The 17,489-nt window shown below is 49.6% G+C and carries 15 protein-coding genes; 2 read left to right on the top strand and 13 right to left on the bottom strand.

Annotated elements, in window-relative coordinates; genetic code table 11:
* Positions 1-132: 132 nt before the first annotated feature.
* From AC4IFB_RS20290 to AC4IFB_RS20265, 6 genes are all read right to left on the bottom strand, one after another.
* Positions 133-435, bottom strand: coding sequence for a HypC/HybG/HupF family hydrogenase formation chaperone (locus tag AC4IFB_RS20290; RefSeq protein WP_490776331.1), 303 nt, complete (start codon positions 433-435; stop codon positions 133-135).
* Entirely contained in the window at positions 435-1,154 is a 720-nt protein-coding gene (locus AC4IFB_RS20285; protein ID WP_490781140.1) for a HyaD/HybD family hydrogenase maturation endopeptidase, read from the bottom strand. The genes AC4IFB_RS20290 and AC4IFB_RS20285 overlap by 1 nt, the downstream gene beginning before the upstream one ends.
* Before the next feature lie 619 nt (positions 1,155-1,773).
* Entirely contained in the window at positions 1,774-2,214 is a 441-nt protein-coding gene (gene cynS / locus AC4IFB_RS20280) for a cyanase (protein ID WP_490776333.1), read from the bottom strand.
* A 41-nt stretch (positions 2,215-2,255) separates the two neighbouring features.
* The gene (locus AC4IFB_RS20275) at positions 2,256-3,161 is read right to left on the bottom strand and encodes an ABC transporter ATP-binding protein (protein ID WP_490776334.1); all 906 of its coding nucleotides are present in this window, start codon (positions 3,159-3,161) and stop codon (positions 2,256-2,258) included.
* 2 nt (positions 3,162-3,163) lie between these two features.
* Positions 3,164-3,994, bottom strand: a complete 831-nt coding sequence (gene ntrB / locus AC4IFB_RS20270) for a nitrate ABC transporter permease (protein ID WP_490776335.1) — start codon at positions 3,992-3,994, stop codon at positions 3,164-3,166.
* Positions 3,987-5,459 (bottom strand): CmpA/NrtA family ABC transporter substrate-binding protein, encoded by a 1,473-nt coding sequence (locus AC4IFB_RS20265; protein WP_490776336.1) that lies wholly within the window; start codon positions 5,457-5,459, stop codon positions 3,987-3,989. Before AC4IFB_RS20265 ends, ntrB begins: the two co-directional genes overlap by 8 nt.
* A 314-nt stretch (positions 5,460-5,773) precedes the next feature.
* Here AC4IFB_RS20265 and AC4IFB_RS20260 point away from each other — a divergent pair, with 314 nt between their 5' ends.
* The gene (locus AC4IFB_RS20260; RefSeq protein WP_490781139.1) at positions 5,774-7,651 is read left to right on the top strand and encodes a sigma 54-interacting transcriptional regulator; all 1,878 of its coding nucleotides are present in this window, start codon (positions 5,774-5,776) and stop codon (positions 7,649-7,651) included.
* Between the two features lie 573 nt (positions 7,652-8,224).
* On the opposite strand, the gene cybH is transcribed toward AC4IFB_RS20260, so the two are convergent.
* The 7 genes from cybH to AC4IFB_RS20225 all read right to left on the bottom strand — a co-directional run bounded on the left by cybH (position 8,225) and on the right by AC4IFB_RS20225 (position 15,653).
* Positions 8,225-8,908: a Ni/Fe-hydrogenase, b-type cytochrome subunit gene (cybH, locus tag AC4IFB_RS20255; RefSeq protein ID WP_490776338.1), complete on the bottom strand. Its 684-nt coding sequence runs from the start codon at positions 8,906-8,908 to the stop codon at positions 8,225-8,227.
* Between the two features lie 171 nt (positions 8,909-9,079).
* Positions 9,080-9,268, bottom strand: a complete 189-nt coding sequence (locus AC4IFB_RS20250) for a hypothetical protein (protein WP_490776339.1) — start codon at positions 9,266-9,268, stop codon at positions 9,080-9,082.
* 211 nt (positions 9,269-9,479) lie between these two features.
* Positions 9,480-11,276, bottom strand: coding sequence for a nickel-dependent hydrogenase large subunit (locus AC4IFB_RS20245; protein WP_490776340.1), 1,797 nt, complete (start codon positions 11,274-11,276; stop codon positions 9,480-9,482).
* Positions 11,273-12,352, bottom strand: coding sequence for a hydrogenase small subunit (locus AC4IFB_RS20240; RefSeq protein WP_490776341.1), 1,080 nt, complete (start codon positions 12,350-12,352; stop codon positions 11,273-11,275). The genes AC4IFB_RS20245 and AC4IFB_RS20240 overlap by 4 nt, the downstream gene beginning before the upstream one ends.
* 925 nt (positions 12,353-13,277) lie before the next feature.
* On the bottom strand, positions 13,278-13,526 hold the full coding sequence (locus AC4IFB_RS20235) for a hypothetical protein (protein WP_490776342.1): 249 nt from the start codon (positions 13,524-13,526) through the stop codon (positions 13,278-13,280).
* 35 nt (positions 13,527-13,561) lie between these two features.
* Positions 13,562-14,191, bottom strand: coding sequence for a cytochrome c3 family protein (locus AC4IFB_RS20230; RefSeq protein WP_490781138.1), 630 nt, complete (start codon positions 14,189-14,191; stop codon positions 13,562-13,564).
* Complete coding sequence (locus AC4IFB_RS20225) at positions 14,184-15,653, bottom strand: multiheme c-type cytochrome (RefSeq protein WP_490781137.1); 1,470 nt, start codon at positions 15,651-15,653, stop codon at positions 14,184-14,186. The genes AC4IFB_RS20230 and AC4IFB_RS20225 overlap by 8 nt, the downstream gene beginning before the upstream one ends.
* Positions 15,654-16,042: 389 nt before the next feature.
* On the opposite strand from AC4IFB_RS20225, the gene AC4IFB_RS20220 reads away from it, so the two are divergent.
* Positions 16,043-17,323, top strand: a complete 1,281-nt coding sequence (locus tag AC4IFB_RS20220; RefSeq protein WP_490781136.1) for a cytochrome c family protein — start codon at positions 16,043-16,045, stop codon at positions 17,321-17,323.
* Positions 17,324-17,489 lie beyond the last annotated feature (166 nt).

The raw sequence follows: 17,489 nt of genomic DNA, 5'->3' as shown, positions 1-17,489 counted from the left end.
TGACTATCTCTTTTGGGGGGGCCTTGGCCCCCCCCCACCCCACTTTACAACGGTTGGGGGGGCCAACCCCCCACCAGGTCTCGATGGTTAAGCTAACTCCATTCCATCTTCAATTTAACGAACCTGGCACCACTACTGTTTTGACCTGAGATGTTCAGGCAGTTGGGGTTCCCTATCCACCAGGTCAGCAAACATATGCCCAACCTCTGTTTCACCCTGTAACGCCATATCAAGCGCCAGCAAGGCCTGACGTATCTGATCCGCACGCTGCTCACTCAAAACTTCTCTGGCGCTATCCAGAAACACCAGTAACCAACTGCCTGGCTGTTGGTCACCTACAAGCAGGGTATCCACCCTTCGGCTTTCGCCCATACCTTCACAGAGGGCATAACTACCTTCGCAAGAGACCACCTGCATGGGAATACCGATACACACTATTGAGAACCACCCTCTCTGTATTTATCCAGATGGGCATCCACTCCAACACTGACCGCCTCACCATCCAAAGCAGCTGGTCGATAGGCGAGACGAAATGCTTCCGATTCCAATACCCTGGCATCCCCTGCCCGGCAGGCATCAACTTCCGAGGGACGCTCAGCTTCATAGAGGTGGATATCAGATATTGCCCCCTGTAAAAGAGGGTCGGGAGTGATAGGGACTTCCCGGCGCGTTGCATGAACACCAAAGCCTTCAAGGTACTCTAACGCCACCTCGATAGCCGGCTCGATTTGCGCTTTCACCTCAGGCTGCAGACTGCCACCGAAGTCCTCCAGTAGAGCGGGCTGCACACCAACCAGCAACAGCTGCTGAGGGTAGTCACCCAACATCTCAGCCATCGCCAAAACCTCTTGAAAACCGGTCTGATGCAAGCTGACCTTTTTTGCACCGAGAAACTTCGGCACCTGGTCACCTTCTACCCGCTTTAGAGTGCCGCCGGGTAGGCCGTAATCCACCGCATCGAACACCACCAGCACATCTGCCTCGCGAATGTGCTGCACCAGGTAGATGCCCTGGGTTCCCCCATCCAACAGCCGCACATTGGAAGGGAATGAAAAGGTACGCTGCAGGCTCTCCAGGGCACGCACACCAAACCCCTCGTCAGCCCAAAGCAGATTACCGATACCGAGAATCAATACTGAAGGTTGGTCACTCATTGGCAGACTCTGTGTTGAGAGTTAAGTTATCAAGCATGGTTTGCAAGCCACGCGCCAACCTAGCGAATTAAGTCTTAATGTTTGTTTTTATGAGGTTTTTTATGAAGATCACAAACCATTAAGAGAATCGAATGGATAGTTGTGTTGCAAGTTTGGGACATTATGATCACTTACTTACCACTGCATATACATAAGTATTACTTTTGTCAGGTTCTTTAGCTGATTCTGGAAAAAAGTGATCAGTTGATAATCACTTACACTACAAATGGTTTTATTGTTAATCAGGGGGGGGGCAGAAAAAACATCAATAGACAGATGGTGCGACTGAATAGCCAGAAAGAGACAATATACAGCCACACCTACCCCCATCTTAATCAATAGCTGAGATATAAAAAAAGCGCGGATACCGCGCTTTATCAAGTGGCATATCAATTTCATCCATGAATACGCCAGAGGGTTAAATTTGTCTGTTCAGGATCGATCATCCTTGAATCAAGGCACTAATCACGCTTTGACGGGAGACAATACCTTCCCATCTCGCAATATGGATTTATCTAAATGCTATTTTTCCTATTCATCCAACGGTGGCAATCTTAATCAGAGCAAAGGCGCGAACGGCTCACCAACTTTTATAGGGCAAAAACTTACCATTCATGGTGATGACCACTCGATCACCAACAGGATTCTCCTCCTTGTCGATATGCATGGAGAAATCGATTGCGCTCATGATACCGTCACCAAACTTTTCGTGGATCAGTTCCTTGATGGTCTCTCCATAGACACCAATAGCCTCGTAAAAACGGTAGATCACCGGATCGGTAGGTATTGCTTTGTCCCAGCTTTTATGAGGAAACTCCTGCAACACGCCAGAGACCTCAGGCGACAGACCCAAAGAGTCGCAAAGTTTGTCTGCAAATTCCGCCTTCAAGCTATTCATACCCAGACAAGCAGAGGTCAAAAACACCGGAGCCAGACCCACCTTCTCTGCGATGGCTTCCCAACTCAGACCAGAGCTCTTCTTGGCAGCCATGATCACTTCGGTCATTTCCAATTTATTCATCTTCTCTTACCTCGTTTAGTATTGTCTCTTTGTGACAGCTGTTAAACAGCCGCCTGTTTCAATCTTTCAGTGCTGCTGAGATCCGCCTCTTCTACAGCCGGGTCGACCACCAGAGGATGTTTGCTATCGGCAACTTCCGCTCTGTCGGCGGAACCTGAAAGCTCCTTGGAACGATTAACCAGGAAGTCCACCAGGTGGTTGCGGATCTTGTAGTAAGCGGGATGGTGAATGATGTCGGTGCGATTGCGTGGACGCGGAACCGAAACCTTCACTGACTCTGCAACTCTCGCCTTCGGACCGTTTGTCATCAGCAGGATGCGGTCGGAGAGGAGAATCGCCTCATCCACATCGTGGGTGATCATGAAAACGGTCTGCTGGGTCTCTTCCCAGATTTTTATCAACTCCTCCTGGATCATGCCGCGTGTCAGTGCATCCAGGGCACCAAAAGGCTCGTCCATCAGTAGCAACTGCGGTTGAGTAGCAAAGGCGCGGGCTATACTCACCCGTTGCCGCATGCCGCCGGAGAGTTGCGAAGGCTTGCGCTGCTCCACCCCCTTCAGCCCAACCAGTTCGAGAAAGCGCATGCTCTGCTCCATCACTTGCTCCTTGCTCCATTTGGGCCAGCGCGCCTGTACTGCAAAAGTAATATTTTTGAGGGTGCTACGCCACGGCAGCAGACTGTAGTTCTGAAACACCACACCCCGCTCCAGGCTCGGGCCGGAGACCTCCCTGCTGTTCATGATCACGCCACCCTCACTTGCCTCGTCAAGGCCAGCCAGGATGTTGAGGATGGTCGATTTGCCACAGCCGGAGTGTCCGATGATGCAGACGAATTCACCCCTATCGATACCGAAGTTGGCGTTTTCGAATACCGTCAGATCTTCGTCCCCTCCCGGCGAGGGATAGCGTTTAGCAAGTCCCTCAACTTCAACGAAATGGTTACTCATAACTACTCCTCGTACTCGACCAGACGGTTGATAGTGGCCAGTGCGGTATCGAGCAACATACCCACCAGACCGATCATCAAAATGGAGAAGATCACACTGGTGAGATCAAGGTTGTTCCACTCATTCCAGACGTAATAACCGATGCCTGTTCCACCCACCAGCATCTCGGCGGCAACGATCACCAACCAAGCGATGCCGATAGAGATGCGCATGCCTGTAAGGATGGTCGGCGCAGCAGCCGGTAGTATTACCTGGAAAGCGGTCTTCAGGTGGCCCAACTCATGGGTGCGTGCAACGTTGATCCAATCCTGACGCACATTGGCAACACCGAAAGCGGTGTTGATCAGCATCGGCCAGATGGAACAGATAAAGATAACGAATATGGCCGAGGTCTCTGAGTCTTTAATTATAAAAAGTGCCAATGGCATCCAGGCCAAAGGCGAGATAGGCTTCAGCACCTGAATAAAGGGGTTAAGCGCCCGCTGCATCAGCGGTGACATGCCCACCAGAAAACCGATTGGCAGTGCCACCAGAGCAGCCAGCAGGAAGCCGGTCAATACCCGGTAGAGGGAGTACCCCAACTGGATACCGATCCCCTTATCGTTAGGCCCCGCATCATAGAAGGGGTTACTCAGCTCCTTGACGGCCAACTCAATCACAGCCGATGGCGGGGGTACCCGCGCCTCTTGCGAGGCGCCCCCCATGAGGATTTCGTATTCGGTCAATGGCTTGCTATCACTGGGAGCGATATTGAGCCCCTCCCAGATACCCAGAAAAAGCGCAAGCAGCACCAACGATACGATAGCCGCCCTGATTCGCAGGGATTTATGCATCACCCCTCCTGATGGCAAAGCTTTTGACGTAAGCTTCCGGCTGGGTATAGTCGAACTCCTTGCCCATGATGGTGTAGTTCTCATAGGTTTTGGTCGGCGGCTCATAACCCAGCTCTTTCATGATCTTGGCGGTGTCGGCCGCAAGATAGACCTGCTCGGCAATCTGCTTATAGTTGACCTCACCATCAATGTAACCCCAACGCTTCATCTGGGTCAGGATCCAGACCCCCATTGAGTGCCAGGGGAAGGGGTCGAAATCGATGCGATCGGGTACGTTCTGTACCCCGCCCATTCCGTCGGCATAACGGCCAGTTAGCACCTGCTCGATAACCGGCACAGGCTGGTTGAGGTAGTTTTTCGGTGCGATGGCGGCAGCGATCTCCTTGCGATTCTCCTGATTGGCTGAGTAGTGGGTGGCATCGATAATGGAACGCAGTAAGGCACCGTAGGTATTGGGGTGGGTGTCGGCGAACTCCTGAGAGCAGGCAAAGGCGCAACAGGGATGACCCTCCCAGATATCCTTGGTCAGGGTATGAATAAAGCCCACCTTCTCCCATACCGCTCGCTGGTTGAATGGATCTGGGGAGAGGTATCCATCCAGGTTACCTGCGCGCAGATTGGCCACCATTTCCGGTGGTGGTACGACACGGATCTGGATGTCCTTATCAGGGTCAAGACCATGCTCCGCCACATAGTAGCGCAACAGAAAATTATGCATCGAGTACTCGAAGGGCACACCGAACTTGAAGCCCTTCCACTGTTTCGGGTCGCGTTTATCTTTGTGGTCCACATGCAGCACGATGGCCTGACCATTGATATTCTCTACCGCTGGCATAATGAAGGGCTTTGCAACGGAGCCGGCACCCATACTCATCGCCAGGGGCATGGGGGTTAACATATGAGCAGCGTCATATTCATTGGCCAATGATTTGTCCCGTGCCACAGCCCAACCTGCGGTCTTGATCACATTCACGTCGAGACCGTACTTGCTGTAGAAGCCCATCGGATGGGCCATAATGATCGGTGTAGCGCAGGTTATTGGCACGAAACCAACATTGAGCTTGGTCTTCTCCAGCTTGCCCGTGCCCATACTCTCTTTCAGCGCAGCCTTGGCTTCGTCCATCGGAAAAATCGAGCCAAGCAGGGCGCTGGCGGTACCCGCACCAATCAGTCCAAGGAAAGAGCGTCGGCTCATCTCGTCGTGACCGAATACGGAGCGCACCACTGCGCTTTCGATAGCACGATCCATCATCTCTTCGGTGGAGGTGAAGGATGCTTCGTCAGATGCCGTATCCGTGGTGAGAGTCTGTTTCGGTGCTAACGAGTCGAGCGCCACCTTGACTTCTTGGGCAGGATGATCCGCCCCGGCCGAGGTTGCACCTTGACACTGTTGGCACTCGCAACCCTTTTCGTGGGTCAGGCTCGCATCCGGATTGAAAGGATCGTTAAGACTCTTATAGCTCATGGATAATCACTCCTCAGTTTCCCCACGGCGCATGACCAGGTGGGTATGCACCGGACTGGTGCATTTGTTTTACAACCGCCTTCAGCGAAGAGACTGACAGGCACTGCTACAAGAGAAATTGCAAACCCCGTGCCATAGCGCCACAACAAATATAAGTAATTGTTTTTATGATATTTTCAGATTAATCATGGTAAGTCGCAGTGCAACGAATATTCGTAATTTAACGAATTTTCGTAGCTTGGTTTACGAAACTTCGTAGTCTTGGCATCTTTCTTGTAGGTAGATCAAAGGTATTGAGATCCGAGGTAAGTCACGTGCAGTCCCAGATAGAAAGTATCTATTTTCACCTTAGCGAAGCAGTAGTGCTGATCGACCCCTTCAGCGATCAGATCGTCCAGGCCAATCCAGCAGCCGGGCAGTTGCTGGGTTATCCGCAAGAGGCTTTACTCAGACTGCGTCCCAGTCAGCTATTTCTCTCCGATCTGGCAAAGATGATCTCCTTTACTCAGGCGGTTCTGCACCAGGGAAACAGCTGGAACAACGATCTCTGCGCACAAACAGCAGAGGGGGAGCTATTGCGGCTGGAGATCTCCGCCAGCGTGCAGCAGCAGGAGGAGACCAAGCTGATGATCTTTACCCTGCGCAACTACGAGCGGCTGGAAAAATTACGTCATACAACTGAGGTTAACTCCCTGCATCGCGAAGGACTTGAACGGTGGAAAAGCATCGAATCTGTTTTCAGTGAGTTCGAACGGCAGAATCAATTGATTCTTAATGCCGCCGGTGAGGGCATTTACGGTGTGGATACCGAGGGTAAGACCAGTTTCATCAATCCTGCTGCTGAGCGCATTCTTGGCTGGAAAGCCGATGAACTGACCGGTAGAAACATGCACAATCTGATTCACCACAGTCACCCCGGTGGTGATCACTATCCTGAACAGGAGTGTCACATCTTCGCCGCCTTTCGCGACGGAGAGGTACGTCATGTGGACAACGAGGTTTTCTGGAGCAAAGAGGGCAAAGCTATACCGGTGGAGTACACCAGCACCCCGATCCTTGAAGAGGGACGCTTGGTTGGCGCAGTGATTATCTTTCGTGACATCAGCGAACGTAGACAGGCGGAAGAGAAGCTGCGCGCAGCGCTCGACCAAGTGCAGGCGTTAAAACTGAAACTGGAGAAGGAGAACGCCTACCTTCAGGAGGAGTATCTGATTGAGCACAACTATAAAGAGATCGTTGGCCGAAGTGCTACCATCAAGCAGGTAATCCAACAGATCGATCTGGTGGCACCGACCGGTGCAGCAGTACTCATCACCGGCGAGTCCGGCACCGGCAAGGAACTGATAGCCCGCGCCATCCACGAATACAGCAGCCGCCACGACCGTCCCATGATCCGGGTCAATTGCGCCTCGATTCCCCATGAGTTGTTTGAGAGTGAATTCTTCGGCCACATCAAGGGCGCATTCTCCGGTGCCATCAGCGACCGCGCCGGCCGCTTTGAGTTGGCCGACGGCGGCACCCTGTTCCTGGACGAGATTGGAGAGATACCGCTGGAGCTGCAGGGCAAGCTGTTGCGGGTACTGCAGGAGCAGCAGTTCGAACGGGTGGGTGAATCAGTCACCCGCCATGTTGATGTACGCATCATCGCCGCCACCAACCGGGAACTGCGTGATGAAGTCGAGGCACACCGCTTCCGTGAGGATCTCTACTTCCGACTCAATGTCTTTCCCATCGTCTCTATACCACTGCGTCAGCGACAAGAGGACATCCCTATCCTCGCCAGTCACTTCCTCAAGCTCGCCTGCTCAAAGTTCGGCAAGAGCGAACTGCAGTTTACCCAAGGCGATATGGATCGCATGCTCTCCTATCCATGGCCCGGTAACATCCGTGAACTGATCAACGTTATCGAGCGCGCTGTAATCCTTTCACAACACCACCGGATTCACCTCGACTTCAGCATCAACAAGGAGAGTAATAACCCACCAAGACCTGCCAATTTAAAGAGTTCTGCGATTTATACTCAGGAGGAGCTACGGCAGCACGAGATCGACAATATTATTGCTGCATTGAAGCAAAGCAACGGTAGAGTTTTTGGTCAGCAGGGTGCTGCGGAAATACTACAGCTAAAACCAACAACACTCTCATCACGCATCAAGCGACTGGGGATCAATCGTCATCAGTTTGTCAGCTGAGGGAATAGTTACTTTTTCCTATCGTTCTTCTGAGTGGCGGCAATAGGGAGAGTAGTTGTTTCTTTTGAGGGCACCTCTATTAATTGCTTATGCCCTCTGCGTAACCCGAAGCGTGTACGCGCCCTGCCCCAGATTTTCTCTGCGCAATTCAGCTACTGTTCTGCTGTGTTGTCTCTGATTCTGCAAGCAACACTAGTGGTATTGCAAACGGCCCCAACAGAACAACAATAAAATTACGAAAAAAAGAGGGTTTCACACGACGCCTTCTTGCGATGTAGATGCAAATAGCAGCACTAACAAGCCAGATTATTAGAGGTATATATGCGCTCATCATACAGTCCCAACATCAATTTCCATATTAATAACAGACATTGTTGAGACAAAATAATTGCATCAAGACTCCTCAATAACTCTAATTCGTCTGTACAGAGATCTACTTAAGCCATGTTCAATAAAAGAGTTGAGCAACCACATCATAAATTAACTGAGATAAAAAAAGCGCGGATACCGCGCTTTATCATGTGGCGTATCAATTTCATCCATGAATACGCCAGAGGGTTTCAATTAATGCGTTCAGGAACGATCATCTTTGAACATGCGCCATCCACTGATCATGGTACTTATCAGGCTTTGACGGGAGACAATATCCTCACGGATCGCGACATAGACATGGATGATCACGAAAACCACAATGACCCACATTCCCCAGTGGTGCCACATACGAACATCCTGACTCTGCCCGACCAGTGGGATCAACCATCCAAAAAGTTGATCCTGCCAACTACCCAGACCGGTCTGTTCAGCATAGAGTGAGAAGCCGGTTAAGACCATTGCAATGCCACCCACTGTAATGATGACAATCATAGTGATATGGGCCAATGGGTTATGGCCCTCATATTTCTTCGGCTCTTTTTCCAGAAAGGAGTACCAGCGTATCTCGTGCATTAACTCTTTCCAGAAAGAGAGGCGATAGAATGGCAGATGAAAGAGCTCCCGCGAATGTTCATTACCGACAAAGGCCCAATAGATTCTGCCGATAAATCCGACCGTAAATATATAGGCCGCAGCAAAATGGGCAAAACGCATATAGCCCATAAGAAAGTGGTCGCTTGCTTCACCTGGCATGGTTGGCAGAGGATTAGCAATAAAATAACCGGTAACAGCAAGAACCAGAATCGCCAGTGCATTAACCCAATGCCATAATCTGACGGGGGCTTCGTAGACATAGACAGCAGTGCGTTTTATGGTCGTCTGCATTGGAGTCTCTCCTGAATCGATATTAACGATCTTATGTTAGGGCCTGTTAACACTAATCGAACCGACCCTAAGAGCCGGATATTCAGTTTGGTGCGGCTGGGCGGTACCCTACGTCTTTTTTATATAGGTAGGGTGCGGCCCTGCCGCACCGAACTTGGCTTCAGTACTTTTTCAACTTCTGAGCAACCTGGTGACGGTCAAACCACCCAGTACAGCGCCAACCAACAACAGTGGCAGTGGATGTTCTGACATCAGATGCAGAATTACAGATAAAAACTCTGCATCACTGTGCTCTCCAACATGAGCCAACAGTGGCCCGCTTACCAGCAAACCACTTAAACCAATCATTGCCTTTTTCATCTCTACTCCTAATACAACTTGAAACGAATGGTGAATTCAGATCCGGAATACTAACCAGGTCATAGATATTTAATGACAGGCCGTCGTGTGTTTGCTCACGGACTGCGTTATCTAAAACTTGCTGTAGGAGTGCTACAGCGGCGTTTTGATGCCTTGCCGTGAGCAAACACACGACAGCTGAGTGTATTAATATCTATGGCCTGATTAGTAACTACCGCACCTTAACCTTTGCCAGCTCCTTACCCTCTTCACTCATCACGTGGGTGGAACAGGCGAGACAGGGGTCGAAACTATGCAGCGTGCGCAGTATTTCTACCGGCTGATCTGCACGTTCCACCTTAGTGTTCATCAATGAGGCTTCGAAAGCACCGATATTGCCTTCGCTGTCTCTCGGTGAACCATTCCATGTGGTGGGCACCACGCATTGATAGTTGTCGATGCGGGTATCCTTGATCTTGATCCAATGCCCCAGGGCGCCTCTTGGCGCTTCACTGAAACCGACACCTTTTGCCTCTTTCGGCCAGGTTTCAGGATCCCAATTGTCGACGTTGGCGGTTGATGAATCCCCCGCCTTGATATTGGCCATCAACTTATCCATGAAGTAGCGCATCTTGTCTGCCGCCCAATCGGCTTCCAGTCCACGTGCGGCTGTCCGACCAAGGGTTGAGAATAGTGCAGTGACCGGCACATCTAGCGTTTTCAGTACAAAGTTAATCTGTTCGGTAATCTCTTCATGGCCCTTGGCATAACCGATGATATATCGTGCCAGTGGACCAACTTCCATGGCATGGCCACGCCAACGCGGCGCTTTAATCCAGGAGTACTTGGCGTCTTCGTCAATCTGCTCGATATTGGTTTTTGTTCCCTTGGAATTCGGGCCCAGCTGGAAATTTGGTTCGGTAATACCATCCCAGGGATGCAAACCTTTGACCCCATCGGGATAGTTGTACCAGGAGTGAGGGACATACTCCTGGATCTCATCCGGATTACGCAGATCGACTTCGTGCACCTCCTTGAGATTGCCATTGAGGATTGCACCTCTGGGCATCATCAGGTTGGCTGCAGAGTAGTCGTTTGCGCGATCAGGGATATCACCATAACTAAGCACATTCGTACTCGACAGACCACCACCGTAGAGCCAACCCTTGTAAAACTGACCCACAGCAAGAATATCTGGAATGTAGACGTTTTTAATAAACTCTCTGGTACTGTCGATGATCGAAGAGATCTGGTTCAGGTTGACCATATTCAGAGCACCAACCGATCCGACACCATCCAGATTGATTGGACAAGGTACGCCACCCACCAACCAATTGGGATGAGGATCCTTACCTCCGAAGATGGTTCGTATTTTCATTATCTCCTTCTGAAAATCGAGTGCTTCGAGATAGTGGGTGACGGCCATCAGGTCAGCTTCAGGTGGAAGCAGATAGGCCGGGTTATCCCAATAGCCGTTTTTGAAAGGACCAAGCTGGCCACTCTCAACAAACTTTTTCAGTCGGTTCTGGATATCACGAAAATATCCTGGTGAGGATTTGGCATGCTTAGGCGAAACCTTTTGTTGCAGTTCTGAGGTTGCCTTTGGATCTGCCTTGAGTGCATTTACTGGATTGACCCAGTCGAGAGCATGCAGATGGTAGAAGTGAACCAGATGATCATGAGCCTGCAGCGTCAACTGCATGATGTTGCGAATGGAGTTGGCGTTCTCAGGTATCTCTATTTTCAGTGCATCTTCCACTGCACGCACCGAGGTCAATGCATGGGTGCCAGTACAGACACCACAGATCCGCTGGGTAAAGGCCCAGGCATCACGTGGATCACGGCCCTTGAGAATCACTTCCAGTCCGCGCCACATGGTGCCGGTGGAAACTGCATTGCGGATGATATTTTCCTCATCCACATTCACTTCACAACGCATGTGGCCTTCGATTCGGGTTACCGGGTCGACAACGACGCGCTGACCTGAATCATCAAGGTTATAACCGTTTGGCGTGGTCTTGGTGCTCATTGATCACGGTCTCCTTTCTTTTGCGCGTTTTTAATAGCAGTTACAGCAGCATGGGCAGCAGCTGTTGCACCGACAATTCCGGCAGCAGCCAAACCGACCTTATCTGCATTGGCCTCGACACCGAACTGATGGGTGTCGGTCACATGCTGGTAGAAAGAGCCCTTGTCCCAAAATCCATCCTCAGAGCAGCCGATACAGCCATGACCCGCCTGGATCGGAAATGAGAGCCCTCCATTCCAACGGATGGTTGAACAGGCGTTATAGGTGGTTGGACCTTTACACCCCATCTTGTAGAGGCAGTAACCTTTGCGAGCAGAGTCGTCATCCCAGGCCTCAACAAACTGGCCCGCGTCGAAATGAGGACGTCGATAACATTTGTCATGGATACGCTGGCTGTAGAACATTTTCGGGCGTCCCTGACGATCCAGTTCCGGAAACTTTTCGAAGGTAAGAATGTAGGTGACCACGGCGGTCATCACCTCAGCAATCGGTGGACAACCCGGCACTTTGATAATCGGCTTATTGGCTAGACCAGGCACCTTATGTACCGGTGTTGCACGAGTAGGATTCGGACGGGCTGCCTGAACACAGCCCCAGGAGGCACAAGAGCCCCAGGAGATGATTGCTTTACAGTGCTCTGCCGCCATTTTGAGCTGTTCGACAAAAGGCTTGCCACCAATGATGCAGTACATGCCATCTTCATCAAGAGGCGGATTGCCTTCTACAGCCAGGATGAAGTTGCCGTCGTACTTTTCGATGGTCTCTTCAATGATCGCTTCGGCTTCATGTCCTGCCGCAGCCATGATGGTGTCATCATAATCGAGAGAGATCATCGACAGCACCACATCCTTCGCCAGCGGATGGGCAGAACGGATAAACGACTCGGAGCAACAGGTGCACTCAAGACCGTGCAACCAGATCACCGGGATTCGGGGCTTGGTCTCCATTGCTTCGGCAATGCGTGGCACCACTGCGGGTCCCAACCCCAGGGCAGAGGCAGTCAAACTGCAGAATTTCAAAAAACTACGACGTGTAATCCCCTGCCGCCGCATGACTTGGTAAAAGGTCTCGGTCATCACCCTACTCCTCCAGGTCGATCTATTCAGATATGCGGCTTTATCTTTTTTCCGCACTTTCCTTGAGTGAGCAACAGTTATGCCATATTAATATCTTTCTTTATATTCAATGAGATAAATTGATTTGAGTCGAGCCCTGTCTCCAGTATGTGTATGTTTGGATACCGCAATAGAAGATAGAGTGGCAATCAACTTACCGGTTGTATTCAGTTTTCAGAGATTGAATTCATTTAGATCGGCTGAAACCATCCTCCTAGTGTGGTGCGTCATATAAACCCTATATTTGGAGAGATTTATTAAACTGGAATTTCAGTGTTTTTCGTCATATTTACTTTCCCTGTACTCTCTAAATCATATAGCCTTTAGTGCTTGATATCGCTGATTTGTATAGCGTTGCTTTTCTTTTTTTAAGCAGACTTGGTGGGGCATGGCCCCACCCTACACCTTGACCTGACAGGTAGGGTGGGGCCCTGCCCCACCATAGTGTGCTGGAACGGCATAAAAAACCACTTCGTCTGATTATTAGAATGTTATTAATTGAAGCACACGGTGATTCCAGAAGGACTCGCTGTGTAATTTATTGATAGGCCTAGATTGTCAGTCGGACAACGTTACACAGAGGGTGACCAAGTCTATCGAAAAATATTTTCAGAAAAATTAGCGCTTAATCACTCATAACTTGTTATATAAAAAAGCAAGTTAGCCTTGTGCATGGGAGTTTGTTTTTGTACGAAGATAAACAATAAAAACACAATGAATTGTGAATGCAGGGCATGAGAGTTACGACAGGGCCGCAGCCTATGACTTTTGCGATACCCGACGTTAAGGGCGAGAGTTTTTTACGCTTACTTCAGTCATGTATAAGATTAACGGTGTAACTTTAACCTGGCCAGTGGATTCAGGTTTACCTTTTAACCATTTCAGATCAGTGTTCACATTTATCCAGATTCTCTTTTGCACCTGGCAATACCGAGAGTAAAAAAGTGGCGATAAGAATCAATGGTGCAAACAGCAACAACAGCAGTCCGGCAAACATAACCACCTGCTGCATATAGAACAGATCAGGTACAACGTTAGTGCCGGCCAGAATCATCAGGATACCCGCAATAAAAAAAATAGAGGAGACCAATACTCCCTCCCGCATTGTCTTACAACCGATTTTCAGTAGTCCCATTGGGTACCCTCATTTTTTCTCCAGTCCACTCAAGATCAATGGTCACCGAGTAACTTGTCAGCCTCACCCGGCTGTAATCCATACTCCTGCTCAATCATCCGGTTCCATTTGTCTCTTTTGAAAACTGATTTGGCAGGTACCACTCTATGCACCAGGTTGTAGTGACACTCGATACAGGTTTTGTCTTTGGCATCCTCACGGTGAATCAGGAGCGTATCCGGTCGACTTCCAAATATTGCCTCTTTAACATGGCAACGTTTACAGGTGGCGGAGTCACGCTTCTTAAACCACTCCCTTGCAGCAAATGCCGCTTCTGGCAGATGCAGTGCATTGATCACAGGATCATCATATTCCGAGCCGAATATCTGTTTGAAGAGATCCTTGCCGCCAATAAAGTGATCCCATGTTGCGGCGAACACACCTTCAGAAACATGACAGTCACCACAACTGGCACGTACACCAGAGGTCGGTTTGTAGTGCGGTGATTGCCGATAGGGTTCCGCAACCAACTCCATTGAATGACAGGTTGTACAGAAGGCCTCACTGCTGGTCAGATGATCGAACTCGGTTAAGAACAGCATAAAACCAATACCTGCCACTCCACCAATCAATAGCGCAAAAAGGACATGACGAGTAATGAACAGGGGAAGTTTAAGCTTACTCATGGCTCTCCTTCCCAATACCGTAACCGAGGAGCGGATTCGGTTTTGATGGATTGTTCAGCCAGCTGTGTTGATCAAGGCTGGTGACATGAGTCTTGATCAGATCATTAGCCCTCTCTTCACCAGCGAGCTGACGTAGTTGGGGCAGAAACTCGCCATAAAAGTTCTGCCCTACCTTATGCATCCCCTCCCATGAAGCGTAGTTGGGACTCATCATTGCTGCACCATGACGCGCTGCAGTACCTTCGTCATGCCAGAGTCGCCAAAAGCTGAACTCGATCGGCTCATCAAAGGGTGCCGGTGTCAGCAGTTTCATTTCGTAGAGTGCAGACATGATTGCCTGAGCGGGTTTTCCGAATTTGTCATTATAGAGTTTCACCACATCATCGAACTGCTTCATCGCGCTTTTAACAAAGCCCTTACTGTGACACTCAAGACAAACTTTATTCATGATCTGCCTGCGCCGCTCGGGTGTCGCCACAGCTTTGACTTTTGCCATGCTGCCATCAAGCTTATTCAGTTCCGTACCCCGTCGCGGTGCAGGTTGGGATTTTGGCAGTTCCCTTCTGTCTCCATCCTCAAAGATAATCAGATATTGTTGTTCAGATACCGGACGATTCAGACTCCAGGCATCACGCATACCTACATCGTGACTTGCCTTGACGCCAGGCGTGGCACCCATATGACAGGTAACGCAGGTCGGTGCGGCACTGTAGTCTTTGCTAAGCACCCACTGATCACTCTCCAGGTTCATTCTGGATCTGTTGGCCTCATAGAGCATGCCATGCTTTGAGCTTCGATAGACTTCATCATCTGGAGATTCCGGGCCGGTATGGCACCAGGTACAGGCACTAGGATCCCTCGCCTGCGCCTTGGAAAAGCTATGACGTCCATGACAGGCAGAACAGGAACCCAGAGAACCATCCGGATTGATACGCCCAATACCTGTATTGGGCCAGGTTTCCGGAGTAAGTGTGCCATCTCCTCGCACCTTCACTTTGGAGCCATGACATTGTGCACAGCCTGCAGCAACCATCTCCTTACCACTCAAATTATCTGCAAGTGCAGGCAGGCGGTTTTTTATAAGGCTCAGCGCTTTTGCATGGACAGATCCCTCTGTCTCTTTAAACTCCCTGGTATGACAGCGACCGCAGTCCTTGGGAGAAACGATGGTAGCGATAATTGCGCCTTCATGTTCTATGGCATCATTATCGACCTGGTCAGCCAAATGACAGTCGAGACAGTTAACCCCTGCCTCAGCATGGGCACTGTTCTGCCATTCATGAGTTAAACCTGCAGAAGCTTTTTTATGGCAGGAGACACACTCTTTACCCTCTTCCAGTCCCCAATTACTTGGATCCAGCTTTACCTTTTCAGCCACCGAAAGAGGAACCAAACCAATCCAAAACAAAAGTACCAGCACTATTCTGATAGTAGTGCATCCATTTGGTTGGTATTTATGCATGTACCCCCCCTTTTAGTGCGTATTATTATTTAGTGAAAGCGTTCAATAGGTGCAGCTCCATTAAACCTTCGCATTCTTGTTCAGTGCAGATTACATAGCCATTTACTAGGAATTTCTGCGTGGCGTTGGCTTAACTTTAATAATTGTTTTCAGAACAGCGCCACACCTTCACACACTATTACACTATGCTATTTTTATAATTATTGTTCAATATCGGATTGATCATTAGTGCAGATAATTATTTTCTGCAATGAATATTAGCTTTTGTTAAATGAGTGTTTTCCCTAATTGCTAATCTAGTCAGTAAAATGGGAATATTGTAGATCAGAAATTTGTAATTACAGAGGGAGCTGGAGTTGCAAATTTAAAAATAAAAAAGGAGGAAAAGGATGGATAATAACAAAAGAGTAAACCTGCTGATTGTGATTTTCTGCTGGTTCGCTTTCATGAATCTCGCAACAGCTGAACCACTTCACCACATCTCATCTGAAACCTGCAAGACCTGCCATAAAGAGATCTACAAACAGTGGAAAGGGTCAATGCACGGTAACAGTTCAGCACTCAATGATCCGATACACGCCACTTTTTACAAAAAGGTGGTCGGTGACCCGACTAAAGAAAATGTCAAACACAAGGCTTCTGGCAAGTATCCAATCTGTCTGCAGTGCCACGCACCCAATGCAGCAAAGGACAAAACAACCAAACTGGACGCCAAACCTGCCTACTCTGAAGGGGTAAACTGTATCGTTTGCCATACCCTGAAGAAATACAACGGCATTCAGGCAGCAAATGGTAAATTACAGCTTGGACTGAAGTCCTACGACTACTCAAAAGATTCCATTCAAGGTCCTGGAAGACACTCCAATGTAGCATTACAGAAGTTATCCGCAGCGGGTGATGTCTTCGGTGGTGGTAACATGAGTGACGACAGCAAGCCCAATCCTCATTTAGGCGAGGCTGTCACTGTGGATGGTAAAGAGATCCCCTCCATGCCGATGGAGAGCAATCCAAAACTGATGAAGACTTCAGATGCCTGTATGGGCTGCCATGATCAGCGCAATAACCCGCACGGCGTACCGCTTTGTCAGACAGGCAATGAGTACTCCATCAGTCACTCCCAGGTCAACTGTCTCTCCTGTCATATGCCAATTAATGACGGCCTGGCTGATCACTCCATGGGTGGCGGCCACAGCAGCAGCATTCTGCAGCGTTCGGTCGTATTCGATGTTTCGACTGAGACCATGGGGGAGAAGATACGTGCAACCGCATTTCTTAAGAATCCCCAACCCCACAGCCTGCCGACAGGTGCTCCATTCCGAAACATCTACATGAAGCTGACCGCCTATGACGCTGAGGGTAATGTGGTTTGGGAAAATGCCAAGGGGCACCCAAAGGATGGTGACCCGCAGGCCTACTTCGTCTACGCACTGGCCGATAGCAAAGGCAAGCCGGCGATGCCGCCAACCGCAACTGCGCTTGGTAAGGATTCGCGTCTGAAACCTCATGAAGAGCGAACCCTTGTCTATGAAATACCTGCAAAGGGTGTGAAACTGGTGCGTGGTGAACTCTACTACAATCTACTTTGGCCAGTATTGGTAGAGAAGTTCAAACACCTCTCTGAAGAGTTGACAGCACCCACACTGATTGCAACAGCAGAAAGCAGTTTATAAAAGCAGACTAACCCGGCTTGGCATCTTCTGATGCCAAGCCACTGACCTCCGGTTGTAAGAGAATAGCTCTATTCTCTAAGCAGTAGCAGTACCTTATTTCCCGTATTTAATGCAGGACGCATAAATAGTAGTTGTATTTCGCGGGCCTTTTGGTTCGTCAGCAACA

The organism is Candidatus Thiodiazotropha sp. AKIB8, from assembly GCF_058244675.1.
Note: the sequence above shows the minus strand (reverse complement) of the source record. Positions and strands in the feature narration are given on the sequence as shown.